This is a genomic window from Allonocardiopsis opalescens (assembly GCF_003002095.1).
In the GTDB taxonomy this organism is placed as follows: domain Bacteria; phylum Actinomycetota; class Actinomycetes; order Streptosporangiales; family Streptosporangiaceae; genus Allonocardiopsis; species Allonocardiopsis opalescens.
Map to the genome: position 1 here is coordinate 1,528,943 of NZ_PVZC01000001.1, position 18,026 is coordinate 1,546,968.

The 18,026-nt window shown below is 75.1% G+C and carries 11 protein-coding genes; 3 read left to right on the forward strand and 8 right to left on the reverse strand.

The features are described from left to right. Nucleotides 1-14 precede the first annotated feature (14 nt). Nucleotides 15-1,223 (forward strand): imidazolonepropionase, encoded by a 1,209-nt coding sequence (gene hutI, locus CLV72_RS06295; RefSeq protein WP_106240656.1) that lies wholly within the window; start codon nt 15-17, stop codon nt 1,221-1,223. 121 nt (nt 1,224-1,344) lie between these two features. Next, nucleotides 1,345-2,118, forward strand: a complete 774-nt coding sequence (locus CLV72_RS06300; protein WP_106240659.1) for a GntR family transcriptional regulator — start codon at nt 1,345-1,347, stop codon at nt 2,116-2,118. A gap of 1,536 nt (nt 2,119-3,654) precedes the next feature. Here the strand turns inward: CLV72_RS06300 and holA are convergent. The 5 genes from holA to CLV72_RS06330 all read right to left on the reverse strand — a co-directional run bounded on the left by holA (nt 3,655) and on the right by CLV72_RS06330 (nt 11,650). Continuing rightward, the gene (gene holA / locus CLV72_RS06305) at nt 3,655-4,617 is read right to left on the reverse strand and encodes a DNA polymerase III subunit delta (RefSeq protein WP_106240662.1); all 963 of its coding nucleotides are present in this window, start codon (nt 4,615-4,617) and stop codon (nt 3,655-3,657) included. Nucleotides 4,618-5,409: 792 nt separating this feature from the next. Continuing rightward, on the reverse strand, nt 5,410-7,746 hold the full coding sequence (locus CLV72_RS06310; protein ID WP_106240666.1) for a ComEC/Rec2 family competence protein: 2,337 nt from the start codon (nt 7,744-7,746) through the stop codon (nt 5,410-5,412). Between the two features lie 426 nt (nt 7,747-8,172). Then, on the reverse strand, nt 8,173-8,760 hold the full coding sequence (locus CLV72_RS06315) for a ComEA family DNA-binding protein (RefSeq protein WP_245929941.1): 588 nt from the start codon (nt 8,758-8,760) through the stop codon (nt 8,173-8,175). 1,370 nt (nt 8,761-10,130) lie between these two features. Continuing rightward, complete coding sequence (gene rpsT, locus CLV72_RS06325; protein WP_106240675.1) at nt 10,131-10,403, reverse strand: 30S ribosomal protein S20; 273 nt, start codon at nt 10,401-10,403, stop codon at nt 10,131-10,133. Nucleotides 10,404-10,657: 254 nt separating this feature from the next. Next, complete coding sequence (locus CLV72_RS06330; RefSeq protein WP_106240679.1) at nt 10,658-11,650, reverse strand: glycoside hydrolase family 18 protein; 993 nt, start codon at nt 11,648-11,650, stop codon at nt 10,658-10,660. A 154-nt stretch (nt 11,651-11,804) separates the two neighbouring features. Here CLV72_RS06330 and lepA point away from each other — a divergent pair, with 154 nt between their 5' ends. Continuing rightward, nucleotides 11,805-13,655 (forward strand): translation elongation factor 4, encoded by a 1,851-nt coding sequence (gene lepA, locus CLV72_RS06335; protein WP_106241497.1) that lies wholly within the window; start codon nt 11,805-11,807, stop codon nt 13,653-13,655. A gap of 11 nt (nt 13,656-13,666) precedes the next feature. Here lepA and CLV72_RS06340 read toward each other — a convergent pair whose 3' ends face one another. From CLV72_RS06340 to CLV72_RS06350, 3 genes are all read right to left on the reverse strand, one after another. After that, a complete protein-coding gene (locus CLV72_RS06340; RefSeq protein WP_106240683.1) occupies nt 13,667-14,278 on the reverse strand; it encodes a TetR/AcrR family transcriptional regulator in 612 nt (203 codons plus the stop codon). A gap of 274 nt (nt 14,279-14,552) precedes the next feature. After that, nucleotides 14,553-16,163, reverse strand: a complete 1,611-nt coding sequence (locus CLV72_RS06345) for an FAD-dependent monooxygenase (protein ID WP_106240687.1) — start codon at nt 16,161-16,163, stop codon at nt 14,553-14,555. A gap of 97 nt (nt 16,164-16,260) precedes the next feature. Further along, nucleotides 16,261-18,009, reverse strand: coding sequence for a serine/threonine-protein kinase (locus CLV72_RS06350; RefSeq protein ID WP_170140892.1), 1,749 nt, complete (start codon nt 18,007-18,009; stop codon nt 16,261-16,263). Nucleotides 18,010-18,026: the final 17 nt, after the last annotated feature.

Here is an 18,026-nt window from a genome sequence, read left to right on the forward strand (position 1 = left end):
CCGGTGGTGAACCGATGACGGTACGCCTGCTCACCAACATCGGCCGGCTCTGGACCGGGGCCGACATCCTCAGCAATGCCGCCATGGTGATCAAGGGCGACCGGGTCGCCTGGGTCGGCCCGGCCGCGGAGCTGCCCCGGGGCATCCCCGGTGTGATCGACGACATCGTCGAGGCCGACGAGGTCGAGAACCTCGGCGGCGGCCTCGTCACCCCCGGGCTGATCGACGCGCACACCCACCCCGTCTACGCGGGCAACCGCTGGGCCGAGCTGAACATGCGCTCCAACGGCACCTCGCCCGCCGAGATCAGCGCGGCCGGGGGCGGCGTCGCCTCCACCGTCACCGTCACCCGCGGCACGGACCCCTGGACGCTGTGCAACGGCGTGCGCGAGCGCCTGCGCCTCTGGCTGCTGTCGGGCACCACCACCGTGGAGGCCAAGACCGGCTACCACCTCACCCGCGACGGCGAACTGGCCGACGTGCGGCTGCTGCGCTCGCTGGAGAAGGAGCCCGGCATGCCGCGGCTGCACGTCACCTTCCTGGCCGCGCACACCGTGCCGCCCGAGTACTTCGGCCGCCAGCGCGACTACGTCGACGCCATCGGCATGTGGTGCGTGGACGCCGCCGCGGCGGGCGCCGACGGCGTCGACGTCTTCTGCGACAGCGGCAACTTCGGCACCGAGGACGCCCGCTGGGTGCTGTCGGCGGGCCGCGCCGTCGGCCTGCTGCCCCGGCTGCACGCCTGCGCCGCCGACAACATCGGCGCCGCCCAGCTGGCGGCCGAGATGAACTGCGCCTCCGCCGACCTGCTGCACGAAGCCGATGAGCAGGACGTCAAGGCGCTGTCGCGAGCGGGCGTACCGGCGATCATCTGCCCCGTGTCGGCGCTGCGCTCCGGCCGCACCCCGCCGGTGCGGGCGCTGCTGGACGCGGGCGTCGACCTCGCGCTCGGCACCGACCACAACCCGGGCACCTCCGGCAACACCACCATGCCGCTGGTCATCTCGCTAGCGGTCTCGCTGTTCAAGATGAGCGTGCTGGAGGCGCTGCGGGCCGCCACCGTCGGCGGCGCCACCGCGCTGCGCGCCTCCGACCGCGGCGCCCTGGCACCCGACCGCTACGCCGACATCGTGCTGTGGGACGCCGACCACGAAGGCGCCTTCGCCTGGTCGATGAACCTCAAGGCCCTCAAGGTGTGGCGCGGCGGCGAACCCATCAACTAGCCGGCGGCCCTGCGGAGTCCGGCGGCGCCGCGCGGGAGCGCGGGCCCGGCCGGCGATGATTACTCACCGCGGCCCGCACCGGGTACGGTGCAGGTGTCTCTTCCCTTGACCGAGGACACCGATGAGCGACACCGACCGCGCCGTGGACGCCGCGGGCATCGCACGCCTGCTGCGTACCCGTATCCTGGCGGGTGAGTACGCACCTGGAACGATGCTGCCATCGTACCGTGACCTCGCCGCCACGCACGGTGTCAACGAGAACGTCGCCCGGCACGCGCTGCGCATCCTGGTCGAGACCGGGCAGGCGACGGCGCGCCAGGGGAGCGGCACCTTCGTCACCGACGCCGGCCTCTCGGTGCAGCCGACCCCGCGCTTCCTGGTCCGCGACCAGCCGACCCGGGTGATCCCGGCCCGCCGCCACGGCGGCTCCGACGACGGCGACCTGCACCCCGTCGTGCTCCAGGTGAGCCAGGACAGCGCCCCGGCCGCCGTCGCGGCCGCGCTGCGCCTGCACAACCCGGAGGCGCCGGTCACCATCCGCCGCCAGATCCTGGCCACCGCCACCGGCCAGCCGGCCGAGATCCGGATCAGCTACCTCCCCACCCACCTCACCCACGACACCCCGCTCGCCTCGCCCGACACCCTCGCCGAACCGTGGCTGGACGCCATCGCCGCCCACACCGGCCACAGCGTCACCGCGCTGAGCACCGTGATCACCGCCCGGCCCGCCACCGACCCCGAGGCGGCCGCCCTCGACCTGCCCGGCGGCGGCCACGCACTCGTCCTGGTCCGCGACGAGACCTGCCTCAACCGCCAGCGGCTGCCGATCGCACTGACGCGCAGCATCTTCGCCGCCGACAGCACTCGCCTCACCGACGAGTACCCACCGGGCTGACCGCGCCGCCGGGACGGCCAGCCGCAGGCCGGTCCCGCCTGCGCGCGCTCGGGGATCGCGGTACGAGGTTCCTCGCCCGCCCTTCCGGCCGGCCGCGCTGCCTGGAAGGGCGGGCGTACGGCGCTCGCCGTGCGCCCGTGCCGGACCGGAACGGTGCCCGGCGTCTCTGACGCCCGGCACCCGGCCGGGCGAGGCGCAGGCCGCACCGCCGGGCCCGAGCCGCCCGGTACCGCCGTACGTCGCCCGAAGACCTCGGTGGCGAGCCGGGACCTCCGGCCGAGCGGCCGCGACGCCGGGTCCGGTCCGCGACCGGGGGCCGCGCTGACTGCGGATCGCGCCGCGTCCCGCGGCACCGGTGTCCGGGCGGTTGACCGACTCGCCTGCGGGGCAGGTCGTCCCGGCGGCTCCATGCCACCCGAGTCATGCCCGCCACCGCTCGGCCGGACCGCGGTCAGACCGTCCGAGGCGCTGCGCGTCGGCCGCCGTCGTCCCGAGGGACGGTCGACGGCGCATGCGCGACCAGTGCGCTGTCCCGGTCTGCGCGTCCGCCGACTCGCCGTCGGCCTGGTCCGCGCGGTGCGGCGATGGGCACGTTCCTGGACGGTCCGGTGGTGCCGGTGAGGACCTTGGCTTGCATGTAGATCCGGCCCGCCGCGCCGCCGCGCTCGGCCGAGCCGCCGCCGGAGGCGTGCACGACCTGGACGATGGAATGCCTGGTGCTGTGGACATCCGCGCTCGACGATGCCGGTGAGTACCCGACCGGCCCGGGGTTTCGCGTTCGGCGGACCGGCCGATTCACGGCGGTAGGCGGCGTTGCCGAACTGTTGGGAGCGAGCCGGTGCGGACGGTGGGTCCCCGAGTTCCGGGCAGGATCGCCGCCGCGCTCGGCGGATCGACGCAGGGGCCGCGTGCGGGGCGACGTGCTGGACGGCGCGCCAGTCGTAGGCGGGGGGGCACTCGGTGGGCTCATGGCGTTCTTGGCGCGCTGGCGGCTGCGCCCTTGTCCACGGCGGTGCGCGCCTTCGGGTTCGTGGGCAGGTCCGGTCCACCGCACCGCTGCACTCGGCCGGACCGCCGTACGCCCGTGTGAGGGGGGAGGCGCTGGAAAGCGCCGGCCTGGAGGCACACATGTGTGCTCGATGGCGCCGGTGAGTTCCTGGGGTTCTCGGCGTGCGCGGGCGGCTTCGCCGTGGTCTACCTCGGTGGGCGGCCTGGCCGTGGGCGGTCGGCCGTGACCTGGTGAACGCGGTGCATGCCGTCGGACTCCTGGGCGGGGGTCCGGTCCCTTGGACCGCTGTGCTCGGGCGGGGCGCCGTACGGCTGGGTGAGCGGGTAGCGCTGAAACGCGCCGGTGCGGACATGGGGTCGGCGGTGCGCGGGCTCGCGGAGGGGCCGTGGAGTTCTCGGCTCGTCGGTCGGTCCGGCCGGGTGCTGGGGCGGTGGGTGTGGCCGCCCTGGGCGCGGTCCGGGGCGGCTTGGCGGACGGGAGCGGCGCGCCCCTCGCGGCGCTGACGGCGTGACCCCGAGGGGCGCCGCTCAGCGGCGGGCGGCGACGATGGCGGTGATGGCGCGTTCCAGGGCGTAGGCGGGGTCGGTTCCGGCGCCCTTGACCTGGGCGTCCGTCTCGGCGACCACGGCGATGGCGTGGGCGATGCCGTGGGCGGTCCAGTGCCTGGCCTGCTGGCGGATGGACTTGATCTTCCACGGCGGGACACCGGCGCGCTTGGCGACCTCGCCTTCGCCGACGCCGCGGATCGGCTGGCCCGCGATGGCGAGACCGCGCAGGGACCGGGCCAGTGCGCTGGTGATGAGGACCGGTGAGGTGCCGATGGCCAGGGCCCAGCGGAGCTGTTCGAGCGCGTCGGGCAGATTGCCCTCCAGGGCGCGGTCGGCGACGGTGAAGCCGCTGACCTCGGCCTTGCCGGTGTAGTAGCGGGCCACCGCCGCCTCGTCGATGCGGCCTTCGGTGTCCGCGCACAGCTGGGCGCATACTGCGGCGAGCTCGCGGAGGTCGCTGCCGACCGTGTCGAGGATCGTCTGGGCGACGTTCCGGGTGACCGAGCGCCCCTCGCGCTGAAACTCGCCCCGGATGAACTCCAGCCGCTCGGCCGGCTTGGTCAGCTTCGCGCAGTCGATCCGGTGCGCGCCCGCCTTGAGCAGGCCGTCGAGCAGCGCCTTGCCCTTGGCGCCGCCCGCGTGCACCGCGACCAGCACGGCGGTGTCGGCGGGGTCGGCCGCGTAGGCGAGGACTCCGGGCACCATGTCCTTGACGATGTCCTGCGCGGCGCGCAGCACCACCACCCGCCGCTCGCCGAACAGCGAGGGGGAGGTCAGCTCCGCGAACTGGCCGGGATGGAAGGTGCCCGGGGCGAGCTCGTGCACCTCCGTGGTGGGATCTTCCTCGCGCACCGCCGCGGCGATCCTCGCGACGGCCCGCTCCACCAGCAGTTCCTCGTCGCCGACCACCACACACACGGCTGGGACGGGCGCACCACTCATGCTCCCAGCATGGCACGGCGTCCACCCGCTCGGGCACGAGAGCGGCCCACCCGCCCGGACCCGCGCCGATCCGAAGCCGCTCCCGCGCCGGTGCGCCGCGACGCGGCCCGCGTCCCACCGCCAGACGCGCGAATCCGATCGCCCGGGGCGCACGGCGACCTCGCCTGGATCCACTTCCGGCTTCCGCGTCGCGGACCAGGAGTCTCGGCCTCATCAGCCCGTGGGCGGTACCGGAGCCGAGGCGGCACCCGGCATGGACGACCGCGTGCGACAGCGGACGCATGCCGTCTACGCGACCGCGTTCGTTCCGGGGACGCGGCCGCCGTCGTGGCCGAGCGGGTGGAGGCCGCATGACGCGGGCCGGGGAGGCACCATGATCCGCTCATGACCGCCTGTGCGTTGGGATGCTCTGCTTGCGCGTGCGGGGTGCGGGCGCCGTGGTGCGTTCGTGCCGGCGGGCGGTCGAGCGGGCCGGTCCGGGCGATCCGGACCAGGTGGGAAGACCGGCGCGTTCGCTCGGCCGGGGTCCGTTCGTGCTCGCCGTGCCGGGGGCCGCGCATGTCTTGATGAGGGCACCGAGCAGCTGTGTGCGCGGCGGCCTCGGCGAGGTCGGCCATGCAGTCGAGAAGCCCGGGCACCAAGGTCCTGACCATGTCTCGTGCGGCGCGGCTCCGTGAGCCGCTGCTCCGGACGGCGCCGGGCGACGACACCCGGACCGGGCGGGATGGTGCGCGGCCGGAGGTGAAGCGTGCACCTCGACGGCGTCCCCGCCCGGTGTCACGCGGGGGCCGGTCACGGCGGCCGGGACGGGCCGCGGGTGGTGATGCGGAGCCCGTCGGGTGTGGCGGAGACGGCGATGTCGCCGTGGAGGTCGGTGCGGTAGTTCGCGGCGCCGGCGCCGCTGAGGACGTCGAGTACGGCGGGCACCGGATGGCCGTACGTATTGCCCGCCCCGACGGAGGTGACGGCCACCTGGGCCGAGGCCGCCCTGAGGAAGCCGGGGTCCTGGCCGGCGGCTCCGTGGTGCGGGACCTTGAGGACGTGCACCGGCTCGACGCCGCCGGCGAGCAGCCGCGCCTGGACGTCCTCCTCGATGTCACCGGTGAGCAGGAAGGTCACCTCGGCGGCCGGTTCGCCCGGCGGGGTGCGGCGGACGCGGAGGACCACGCTGCCGGCGTTGTCGGGGCCGGTGAAGCCGGGTGCGGGCCAGAGTACATCGGCGTGGACGGGGCCGGCCGCGAGCGTGTCGCCCGCCTCGACCGTCCGCACGGCGGTGCCGAGTGCCGCGACCGAGGCGGGCGGCGGCCGCTCGGGCGGACCGCCCACCACCACCTGGTGCAGCTCGCGGTGGCGGGCCACCCCCGACACCCCGCCCGCGTGGTCGTGGTCGCCGTGGGTGACGACGAGCAGGGGCACGGTTCGGACACCGAGCCGCCGCAGGCAGCCGTCGACGGCACGGGGGTCGGGGCCCGCGTCGACCACGACGGCGGCGCCGGGGCCGGCGGACAGCACCACCGCGTCACCCTGGCCCACGTCGCAGGCCACCAGCAGCCAGCCCTGCGGCGGCCAGCCCGGGACCGCGCACCGGGCGCCCGCCAGCACCAGTACGGCCGTGAGGCCCGCGGCCAGCAGCCGCCGCGGGCTGCCCCAGAGCACGAGCAGCAGCAGTAGCGCGGCGGCCAGCAGCGCCGCCCCCGCCCAGCCGCCGGGCCAGCCGAGCGAGCCGCCCGGCAGCGCCGCGCCCAGGCGGGCCACCGCGACGATCCACGCGACCGCCAGCCCGGCCGGGCGGACCGCGAGTTCGGCACCCAGCGGCCAGACCGGGCCGAGCGCCGCCGCGGCGGCGCCGATCACCGTGGCGGGTACCACCGCGGGCGCCACCAGGACATTGGCCGGAACCGACACCAGGCTCACCTCAGCCGCCAGGACGACCAGCAGCGGTGCCACCGCGACCTGCGCCGCCAGCGGCACGGCGAGCCCTTCGGCCGCCCACCTGGGGAGCCGGTGCCCCAGGCGGTCGCGCCAGCGCGGCGCCCAGACCAGGATTCCCCCGGTGGCGACCACGGAGAGCGCGAAGCCGTACGAGCGGGCCAGCCCCGGATCGAACAGCACGAGCAGCACGACGGCGGCGGCGAGCGCCGCCAGCCCGGCCCGCTGCCTGCCGAGCACCAGCGCCAGCAGGGTGACACCGCCCATCACGGCGGCGCGCAGCACACTCGGCTCCGCCCGCGCGACCAGCACGAAGGCGGCGATCCCGACTCCGCCGAGCACACACGACGCGACCGTGCCCAGACGCAGCAGCCGCGCCGCGCCCAGCAGCGCGCCGAGCAGGATCGCCAGATTGGCGCCGCTGACCGCGGTGAGGTGCGCGAGGCCGCTGAGCCGCAGGTCCTCGGCCACGTCGGCGTCCAGCCGTGACGTGTCGCCGACCACCAGAGCGGCCAGCAGCCCTGCCTCGGCCGGCGGCAGCACTTCGCACGCCTCGCGCAGCGCCGCCCGCACCGCCCCGGCCGCGCGGTGGGCCGCCGACGGGGGACTCGGCTCCTGGGGCGGCCCGCGTACCAGCAGCAGGGCGGCCACCAGCCCGTCCTGCTCGGACCTGACCAGCCGGGCCCGCACCGTGACGCGCTGGCTCGGCAGCAGGTCCTGCCAGCCGGGCCCGGCGGCGACCAGCACCACCGGCACCCGGTCGACCGTGCGGGCGCCCGCGACCGTCACCGCCTCGGTGCGGCCTTCGAGGACGTAGCCGTCCGGCACCGCCCCGCCCCGCCGCTCGTGCGGGTCGGAGCCGAGGGTGACCTCGACCGTCGCGTGCGCCTCCTCACCCGCCAGCCGGTACACCGCTCCGCCCTGCACGGCCGCCATGCGCGTGCCGACGGCCACCGACGCGGCCGCGACGCACACCAGGGTGGCCGCCAGCACCAGCGCCCACGCACCCGCCCCGCGCCGGTGGGCCACCAGCGCCGCCAGGCAGCCCGCCAAGGCCGTCGCCCCGACGGCCGCCGCCACGACCGGCGCGGCCCCCAGCAGCACCAGCGCCGTCCCCCACACCCCGGCCGCCGGCGGCACCAGCCGCAGATCCGGCGGTGCCATGGGATCGTCGGGCTCGTCTAGCAGCTCCGGGTTCATCGGAACCCCGTCATGCAGCGTCCCGCCGCGGCGGCTGACGGCACCGGCCGCAGTGGTGGAGGGCTTGAGGATGTGAGCACCGTAGTCACCGGCGCCCGTGGGGTGGTAGGCGATGGCAGCGGTCGTGGCGGTACGAACTCGAACGAGGTGGGCCCGGACTGCCGGCTCGGCGCGTCTCGGGGTGCGTTCGTGCGGATGGCCGCCACGGCGTCCGATGGCGTCGGTCGCGGTGCCGCGGGGCACCAGGGGGCGAGTGTCGGCGTCGCGGTCGATGTGCCTGAGCGCGCCGGAGGGGCGGCGGTGCGGCGTGTCGGCGAGCGGACTCGTGGACGTGTGCTTGGGGAGAGCGGCCGCCGATGAGCGGCTTGGCGCGGAACGGGCGGCCGGGCCGGTAGAGCGGTCTGGGCGGGTGGACTCGACGCGGGATCACAGCGTCACCAGTTCGGCCAGGTCGGCGAAGCGGGCCTCGCCGATGCCGGAGACGTCGCGTAGCTGGTCGATCGAGGTGAAGCCTTGGTTGGCGGTGCGGTGGCGGATGATGCGCTCGGCGAGGACGGGCCCGATGCCGGGCAGGGAGTCGAGCTGCTGGACCGTCGCGGTGTTGAGGTTGATGGGCGCGGCTCCGGCCGTGCCGGGTGGGGCGGCGGGAGCCTGGCCGGGGGGTGCCGGGGGCGCGGTGGTGTTGACCAGGATCTGCTCGCCGTCCACCAGTACGCGGGCGAGGTTCAGGGTGTCGGTGTCGGCGCCGGGTTCGGCACCGCCCGCCGCCGCCAGCGCGTCCACGACGCGTGAGCCCGTCGGGAGGGTCAGCACACCGGGTTCGCGCACGCGGCCTCCGACGTGCACGACGAGCAGCGAGGCCGAGGGTGCCGGCCGGGTCGGATCGGCCGAGGTGGCCGGCGGTGCCGCCGAGGCGGTCGGCACCGCGACTCCGCTCGTGTGCGGTCGGGTGCCCAGCGTGAACCACAGCGCCGCCAGGCCCGCGAGCAGGCAGACCGCCGCGATGGCGAGCACACCGGGCAGGCCCGGGTTGAGGGCGAGGGGGAGATCGGCCAGCCGCTCGCGCAGCCGGCCCAGTGGCCCGCCCCCGTGGGCGTCGCCACCGTCGGCGGCCGCGGCCGCGGCTTCACCGGTTCCGCCCGGCCGGTCGTCCGGCGCGCCGCTGCGCGGCGCCGGGCCCGCCCTGGGGGTGTTCGCGGTGTAGGGAGGCGGGGGCGGCGCGGTGAAGTCGGGCGGCGGACCCTCACGTGCGCGCTCGGTACCGCCCGTGGGTTCATCGGCCGCCCCCTTCGCAGGTCCCGCCGTACGGTTCTCGCTCGGCCACGGCGCGGGGACGGGGGCGCGAGCGTACGGCGGTGGCGGCGGTACGGACGCGTGGTCGAGCGGGACGGCGGCCGCGTGTCCCGGCGGATCGGTCGGTTCCGGTTCACCAGTTCGGTGGAGCACCGCCGCGCAGGGCCGCCCTAAGGTCGCGGCCGAGGGCGTCGGCGCGGTCGGCTCCGAACCGGTCGCGTCGGCCGGGCCGCTGATCGGCGCGGGTCGGGCGGGTACTTCCGCCTCGCGCTGTTCTCCGGTCGGCGGGAGTGCCACGGCCGGGGATGACGTCGACGCTCCTGCGGTCGATCCGTGCGCACGGGCGCGTTCGTCGGACGGCGCCGGTGGGGCGGATCCTGCGGTGGGCGATCGACCGCCAGGTCGAGGTGAGTACCTGGTGGCCTCGGACGATGTCGGTCCGGTCGCGCGGGCGGATCCGTCAGTTGGCGCCGGCGGGTCGGGTACCCCCGCCTCTGGCCGCCCATCAGCTTCTGCTGTGAACAGGGCGGACGTGGCCGCCGGTGCGGCGGGGTGCTGCTGCGGGAACGGGGGTGCGGCGGTGGCGGTGCCGAGGCGCCGGACGAGGGCGTGCACGGCACCGAAGCCCAGCGGTTCGGTCGGGGCGTCGGCGGACACGGGAGCGGGGCGCGCCGGTGGCGGAGCGGGCGAGGGGCCGCGGGCGGACGGAGGGGGCGGCGGCCGGTCGGATGGGACGGGAGTGGGCGGGGCGGCGGCCGGGGCCGGGGCGGTGACGCGCCGGAGGCGGGCGCGGACCGCGGCGGGGTCGGGGACCGGGCGGCGGAGGGGGAGGAGAACTCTCATGTGCGCCAGCCTGCCGGGCGGCGGCCTGCGGCGTCCCGCTCCGGCCCCGGGCTGTGGACAAGTCGGGCTTGTCCACAGCCCGACCGGGCGGTCGGTTGACGCGGGCCGCGGTGGTGTGCGCCGCCCAAAGACGCGGCGAGGCCGACGCGGGAACCGAACGCCCCGGACACGAACGGAGGGCCGCACCCATCGGGTGCGGCCCTCCGTTCAGATGACCGGGTGTGCGTCCCGCCGGCGGGACGGCCGGGTCAGGAGCTCTGCTGCAGCGCCGCCGCCTGCTTGGCGATGGACGACTTGCGGTTCGCGGCCTGGTTCTTGTGGATGACGCCCTTGCTGGCCGCCTTGTCCAGCTGGCGGGCGGCGGCCCGCTGCAGCTCGAGGGCCTTGTCGGCGTCGCCGGACTCGGCGGCCTCGTGGAACTTGCGGATCGCGGTCTTCAGCGAGGACTTGACCGACTTGTTCCGCATCCGGCGCTTCTCGTTCTGCTTGATGCGCTTGATCTGCGACTTGATGTTCGCCATGCGAGAGCCTGCTCCAGTTGATCATGAGGAATTCGTCGGACGTTCAGCGGTCAGGCCGTGGGCAGCCGTTCCACGGGGCCGCGAGCGTCGACGAAGGGTAACCGAGTTCGGCACGGCGAAACAGACCGAACTCATGTCGAATGCCCGAGACACGGGCTTCCATTATGACCCGCGCCACCGGGTGCTCGGTCCATCGCCCCCGTGAACTGGGCCACCGCCGTCCGGCGCACCCCGCGCCGCGCGGTCGGCCGCCGTCACTCCGGCAGCACCCAGCCCTCCTGGTAGGCGGCCCACTGCTCGGGGGTCGCGGTGAAATCGACGTACAGGGCGGTGCCGAAGCGCTCGCGCGGCTCGGGCAGGGACGACAGCCCGAGGCGGATGGCACGGGTGGAGGTCTCGGTGGTCTCGGCCTCGGGATTGCGGGTGGCGTGGTCGTCGGGGTAGGCGGGCACGCCCATCAGCAGCTGCACGTCTTCGGGTACGGCCTCGAGCGCGAGCCGGGTCTGCCGGACCACGAAGCCGCCGTACAGGCCCTCCATCGGCATCGCCGTGTCGTAGGCCATCACCGCGACCTGGTCCAGCCGCTCGGCGACCTCGGTGAGGTAACCGGTGGACCAGTACTTGCTCTTGCCCGTGACGAGCTGGATCGGGAAGTTCAGCCCGGCCAGCGGCTCCACCTGCGGCACGGCGCTGGACAGCAGCGCGTCGTCGCCGATCTCCTCGCGGGTGGCGTCGAGCAGGTCGAGCAGCGAGCGGTCGTTGTTGTTCACCGGCTCGAAGTTGTAGTGGACGCCGTCGAAGCCGGCGTCCACGACCTGGGACGCGGCGGCGACGATCCGCTCCCGGGTCTCGTCGTCGGAGAGGTCGAGCCGCCCGGCCTCCACCCGCTGGCCGACCCACGCCGAGACCCGCACGTCGGGGAGCGCCTCGCGGAAGCGCCGCAGGAAGTCCTCGGCGCCCGGGTACAGCCCGGCGTCGAGGGAGCCGTCGAGTTCGAGCGGGCCGACGTGGACGTAGACGTCACTGATCTGGCCCGCGGATATCCTGGGCGCGAGGGCGTCCAGCTCGGCCTGGCCGTTGCGGCCGTCGACCCAGGCGTGGCCCATCCACAGCGCGTTCCCGCCGTTCGACCGGGCCCATTCGGTCGGCTCGCCGGTGAACTGCATCTGGATCAGCACGCCGCCGGCGACCGCGACGACCAGCACGGCGGCGATGGCGGCGAGCACGCGCTGCAACAGCCACTTCACGTCCTGCTGTCTCCGTTCGGGGGCTCGCGTCCCGTACGAGGGCGCGGTGGCGGCATGGGACGATAGGGGGTGCCGGCAGTCAGCCTAGCCGCGACGCCGCCAGCCGGAGCCTGTGCCCGACGAAACCACCACCGACGGAAGCGAACGGACCACGGTGTCGCCGAGAAAGACGTCTCCCCAGCCGAGCCGGACCGATCCCGCGCTGATCCGCAATTTCTGCATCATCGCGCACATCGACCACGGCAAGTCCACGCTCGCCGACCGGATGCTGCAGCTCACCGGTGTCGTCGACGACCGCCAGATGCGCGCGCAGTACCTCGACAGGATGGACATCGAGCGCGAGCGCGGCATCACCATCAAGTCGCAGGCCGTCCGGCTGCCGTACACGGCGAGCGACGGCGAGACCTACGTGCTGAACCTCATCGACACGCCCGGCCACGTCGACTTCACCTACGAGGTGTCGCGCTCGCTGGCGGCGTGCGAGGGCGCGATCCTGCTGGTCGACGCGGCGCAGGGCATCGAGGCGCAGACCCTCGCCAACCTGTACCTGGCGCTGGAGAACGACCTCCAGATCATCCCGGTGCTGAACAAGATCGACCTTCCGGCCGCCCAGCCCGACAAGTACGCCGCCGAGCTGGCCGGGATCATCGGCTGCGAGCCCTCCGACGTGCTGCGGGTCAGCGCCAAGACCGGCATCGGCGTGCCCGAGCTGCTGGACGAGGTGGTGCGCCTGGTGCCGCCGCCGCAGGGCAGCGCCGACGGGCCCGCCCGTGCGCTCATCTTCGACTCCGTGTACGACTCCTACCGGGGCGTCGTCACCTACGTGCGGGTCGTCGACGGCCACCTGGGCCAGCGCGAGCGGATCTCGATGATGTCCACCGGCGCCACCCACGAGATGCTCGAGGTGGGCGTCATCTCGCCGGAGCCCACCAAGTCCGACGGGCTCGGCGTCGGCGAGGTGGGCTACCTGATCACCGGTGTGAAGGACGTCCGCCAGTCCCGGGTGGGCGACACCGTCACCTCGGCGGCCAAGGGCGCCACCGAGATGCTGGGGGGCTACAAGGACCCCCGGCCCATGGTGTTCTCCGGGCTGTACCCGATCGACGGCAGCGACTACCCGGTGCTCAGGGACGCCCTGGACAAGCTCCAGCTCAACGACGCCGCACTGGTCTACGAGCCCGAGACCTCGGCGGCGCTCGGCTTCGGCTTCCGCTGCGGCTTCCTCGGCCTGCTGCACCTGGAGATCGTGCGCGAGCGGCTGGAGCGGGAGTTCGGCCTCGACCTCATCTCCACGGCGCCCAACGTGGTGTACCAGGTGACGATGGAGGATGCCTCCGAGCACATCGTCACCAACCCGAGCGAGTTCCCCGAGGGCAAGATCGCGTCGGTGCACGAGCCCGTGGTCCGCGCCACGCTGCTGGCGCCGGCCGAGTTCGTGGGCGCGATCATGGAGCTGTGCCAGAGCCGGCGCGGGTCGATGCTGGGCATGGACTACCTGTCCGAGGACCGCGTCGAGATGCGCTACACGCTGCCGCTGGCCGAGATCGTCTTCGACTTCTTCGACCAGCTGAAGTCCAAGACCCGCGGCTTCGCCTCGCTCGACTACGAGCCCACCGGCGAGCAGGCGGCCGACCTGGTGAAGGTCGACATCCTGCTGCAGGGCGAGACCGTCGACGCCTTCTCGGCCATCGTGCACCGCGACCGCGCCTACGCCTACGGCGTGGAGATGACCAAGAAGCTGCGCGAACTGATCCCCCGGCAGCAGTTCGAGGTGCCGATCCAGGCGGCGATCGGCTCGCGGGTGATCGCCCGTGAGAACATCCGCGCGATCCGCAAGGACGTGCTCTCCAAGTGCTACGGCGGCGACATCTCCCGCAAGCGCAAGCTGCTGGAGAAGCAGAAGGAGGGCAAGAAGCGGATGAAGATGGTCGGCCGGGTCGAGGTGCCGCAGGAGGCCTTCATCGCGGCGCTGTCCAACGAGCCGGCGGGGGAGAAGAAGAAGTAGCCCGCCGTGCGTCAGCCGTCGGCGCCGGGGCGCTCGGGCACCAGCAGCCCCGCCTGGCGGGCGGCGGCGCGCAGGTAGGCGCGGACCTCGCCCGGCGCGCGGGGCCCCGGCCGGAACATCAGGTTGTACAGCAGCGCGCCGAACAGCAGGTCGAGCACGAGTTCGGGATCGGTCCCGCGGTCCGGGGCAGCGGCGGCCGACTCGCGGCGGATCACCGCCGCCAGGGCGGCGCGCCGCTCGACCACCACCCCGTCCCAGTAGCGGCGCAGCAGTTCGGGATGGGTCTCGGCCGCCGCGACGAGCTGCGCGACGAGCCGCTGGGTGCTGTGCCGCTCCATCAGCTCGACGGTGCTGTCCAGCGCCTGCGCCAGCGACATCCGGCGGATCTCGGCGGCGTCGGCGGGCGCCTGGGTGCGCGCGTACTCCAGGGCGCCCAGCAGCAGCTCCTCCTTGCCCGCCCAGCGGCGGTAGACGCTCAGCCGGGTGGTGCCGGCCCGCTTGGCGACGCCCTCGATGGTGGTGCCGTCGACCCCGCGCTCGGTGAAGAGGTCGAGGGCGGCCGCCAGGATCGCGCGGTCGGTGGCCGGGTCGCGCGGCCGGCCGACGGCGCCGCCCGCGCTCACCGCGGCCGTCCCGCGGCGATCGCCGTCCGGCGCGTGGGGGCCGGGCGGCGCGCGGAGTATAGGGCAGGGCCGCCCGGAAGCCCCGCGGCGGCGGCCCGGCCGTCCACAACCGCGGCCGCCGCCCCCGACTTGTCCACAACCGACCGGTAGCCGGCGCGCGGCGCACGGCCGGTGCGCGAGACTGGGTTATGGGGACGCCCCCCTGGGCGGGCGGGGGATGTGCGGGGGTGGGCGGCGGCCGGCCTGGGGAGCGGGGTGGTGCGCCGGGCGGCGGTCAGCGGACGGCGCCGCGGTCCAGCAGGGCGCTCAGCCATGACACCGGGTCCGTTCCGCGCAGGGCGCGCCAGCCGATGTGGCCGTCGGGGCGGAGCAGCACGGCGTCCCTGCGGGCCGGGCGGTAGCCGCGGCGGACGGCGCGGCAGTGGTCCACCAGGAGTTCATCCACCCAGCTTGCCGTATTCGCCGTCTTGGTGGAGTTCGCCACTTTCAGCACCCGCAGGTCCGGTCCGAGGCGTTCGCGCAGGCCGGTGGCGAGTTCGCGCTGCACCGGGGTGGGCGGTCCGAACAGCAGCAGGCTCCAGCCGCCGCGCATCCGCGCCAGCAGCGTGCCCGTGGAGCCGTCGGGCAGCCGCACCTCGGCGTCGGGGCCGCGGTCGCCGGGGCGCGGCGCTCCGGTGAGCAGCTCGAGCGCGCGTCCGCCGGGGGCGGTGGCCGGGGCCAGCGGCCCGCGGCGGTAGCCGGTGTCGAGCTGGGACACGGCCCGCATGAGCTGCCGCCGCACCGGCGCGGTGCGGCTCAGCGGCAGCACCACCCATTCGCGCAGCAGCCGGTGCGCCGCCCGGTCGCTGAGCGCCGCCTCGGTGAGCGCGGTGGTGTCGCGCACCGTGGCGGCGGCCACCGGCCGCCGCTCGGCGGCGTAGCTGTCCAGCAGCTCCGGCGCGGCCCGGCCGTTCGCCACCAGGGCCAGCTTCCAGCCCAGGTTGTGGGCGTCGCCGAGTCCGAGGTTCATGCCCTGGCCGCCCGACGGGCTGTGCACGTGCGCCGCGTCGCCGGCCAGCAGCACCCGGCCGGAGCGGTAGCGGGCGGCGAGCCGGCGCTGGACCCGGAAGGCCGACACCGGGCCACCCGCCTCCAGCCGGGGCGCGGGCTCGCCGCGCCGCTCGGCCAGCAGCCGCCGCAGCAGCTCCTCGGGCCGGTCGGTGTCCACCCGCGCCCCCTCGGGCAGCGAGGCGGTGATCCGCCACTGGCCGTCGCCGGGCATCGGCAGCGCGGCGAGGACGCCGTCGGGGTGCAGCCACACGGCGGTCTCGTCGGCGGGGCGGTCCCAGTCGATCCGGGCGTCGGCGATCAGGAAGGTCTGCGGCAGTGCGTCGCCCTCGAACGCGATCCCGGCCAGCGAACGCGTGGTGCTGTGCGCGCCGTCGCAGCCCACCAGCCAGTCGGCCGGATGCCGCGCCTCGCCCTGCGGCCCTTTGAGGATCGCGGTGACGCGCCCGTCGCCGGCGGCGAGGTCGACGAGTTCGTGCTCCCAGCGGATCGTGCCGCCCAGCTCCGCCACCCGGTCCCGCAGCGCCGCCTCCACCTCGGCCTGGCCGATGAGGAACACGGACGGCGGCTCCTGCGGACGCGCCCGCACGTGCGCCAGCCGCCGGGGGCCCGCGTACACCCCGGCGCCCATCGCGGCCACCGCGCGCCGCGGCAGCTCGCCGGCGGCGCCGAGCCAGTGCAGGATCTCCATGCCCCGCGCCGTCAGCCCGAGTGCGCGCGAACCGGCGGCCGGACCCGGTGCCCGGTCGGCCACCACCGTGTCGACGCCCCGGCCGAGCAGTTCGCAGGCCAGGGCGAGCCCGGTCGGGCCCGCGCCGACCACCAGCACCGTCGCCATCTCGCTCCTACTTATAAAACAGAACAGTACTGTATTGAAATTAGCCTTGGAGCGGCCCGCGGGCAAGCACGGACACGCGGGCGCCGCCCGCGGTGGATCAGCCGGACGGACGGCCGTCGGGCGGCGGCCGGTCGTGCCACGGCGCCTCGGGCGGCGGGCCGTCCGGGCGGTACTCGCCCTCCGGCGCCCCGGTGCGGCGGCCGAGCCCGATGCCGTGCTGCTGCTCGAACTGGGTGAGCCGCTGGCCGATCTGGTCCTCCAGCCGGCCCAGGTAGCGCATGCTCTTCCAGTACGCGAGCCGGCGCTTGGCGCTGCGCGGCTCGCGGTGGTTCTGGCCGTACACCCGCTCAAGGTCGGTGATCAGCAGGTTGTACAGCTCGACGGCCTCGGTGACATTGCCGTTGTAGGCGACCTGGTCGGCGAGGTTGCGCCGCGCCTCCAGGGTGGTGGCGTGGTCGCGGCCCAGGGCGCGCACCAGGTCGGGCAGCAGCTCCTGGAAGAGCTGGAGCGACAGGTACTGGTCGCCGACCTCGCCGGTGAAGAACGCGATCGCGCGCCGCGCCGTCAGGCTCGCGGGGTGGTCGGCGCCGAACACCCGCACCAGGTCGGGCAGCAGCTCGGTGTACAGCCGCAGCGCCTCGTGCCGGTTGGCCTTGCGCCCGCCGCGCGCCTCTGCGGTGTAGTGGGCGTGGTTGTGGCGCGCCGTCAGGGTCTCGGGGTGGTCGGGGCCGAGCAGCCGCGTGATCACCGGGACGAACTGCTGGTACAGCCAGGCCGTCTGGGTGTGGTCGCCGGCGCCGATCGCCATGTTGATGGCGCCCAGCCGGGGCGCCAGCTCGGGGTGGTCCAGCGGGTTCGGCCCTGCCGCGGCCGGACCCGGCGCGGCCTGGCCGGGCATCCCCTGGCCCATCGGCGGCGGACGGTGGCCGGCGGCGGTGGCCGCCGTGGCCGAGACCGGCCCCGGGGCCGCCGAGAACTGCGGGCCCGAGCGCTCGGCGCCGGCCGTGGGCGCGGCCCGCGCGGCGATCGCCCGCAGCACCCCGCCGACCAGCTCGGCGTCCTGCGGACGCTGGAGCGGATCCTTGGCCAGCAGCGCCGTGATCAGGTGGTCGAGCTCGCTGGGGACGTCGGGGCGCCGGTCCGGCAGCGGCTTGGGGGTGGCGGAGACGTGCGCCGCCACCACCCGCACCATCGGGCCGTGGCCGAAGGGCGGGTCGCCGGTCAGCAGCTCGTAGAGCACGCAGCCGAGCGCGTAGAGGTCGCTGCGCCCGTCGAGCGCGTCGGCGCGCGCCTGCTCCGGCGACATGTACGCGGCGGTGCCGATCAGCGAGCCGGTGGTGGTCAGCCGGGCGTCGGTCTGCACCGTCTCGTGGAAGCCGGCGATGCCGAAGTCGAGGACCTTCACCGCGCCGCTCGGCGTCAGCATCAGGTTGGACGGCTTGATGTCGCGGTGCACCACGCCCGCGGCGTGCGCCGCCGACAGCGCGTCGCAGACCTGGGAGCCCCACTCCAGCACGCGCGGCACCGGGACGGGGCCGTCGTCGGCCAGCACCTCGTCGATGGAGCGGCCGGCCAGCAGTTCCATCACCGCGAAGACCGCGCCGTCGTGCCGGCCGTAGTCGTACAGGATCACGATGTTGGGATGCCCGGCCAGCTGCGCGGTGACCTGCGCCTCGCGCTCGAAGCGGTCGACGGCGCCAGGCGCGTCGCCGGCGCCCTGCCGGATCAGCTTGACCGCGACCGAGCGGTTCAGCCGCTCGTCCCTGGCCTGCCAGACCTCGCCCATGCCGCCCGCGCCCAGTTTGCTCTCCAGGCGGTAGCGGCCGTCCAGCAGTCGTCCTTGCACGGTCATCCTCTCCACCC

Coding starts and splice junctions, on each gene's coding strand:
- hutI (WP_106240656.1), top strand. CDS start 15: ATGACGGTACGCCTGCTCACCAACATCGGCCGGCTCTGGACCGGGGCC.
- CLV72_RS06300 (WP_106240659.1), top strand. CDS start 1,345: ATGAGCGACACCGACCGCGCCGTGGACGCCGCGGGCATCGCACGCCTG.
- holA (WP_106240662.1), bottom strand. CDS start 4,617: ATGAGTGGTGCGCCCGTCCCAGCCGTGTGTGTGGTGGTCGGCGACGAG.
- CLV72_RS06310 (WP_106240666.1), bottom strand. CDS start 7,746: ATGAACCCGGAGCTGCTAGACGAGCCCGACGATCCCATGGCACCGCCG.
- rpsT (WP_106240675.1), bottom strand. CDS start 10,403: ATGGCGAACATCAAGTCGCAGATCAAGCGCATCAAGCAGAACGAGAAG.
- CLV72_RS06345 (WP_106240687.1), bottom strand. CDS start 16,163: ATGGCGACGGTGCTGGTGGTCGGCGCGGGCCCGACCGGGCTCGCCCTG.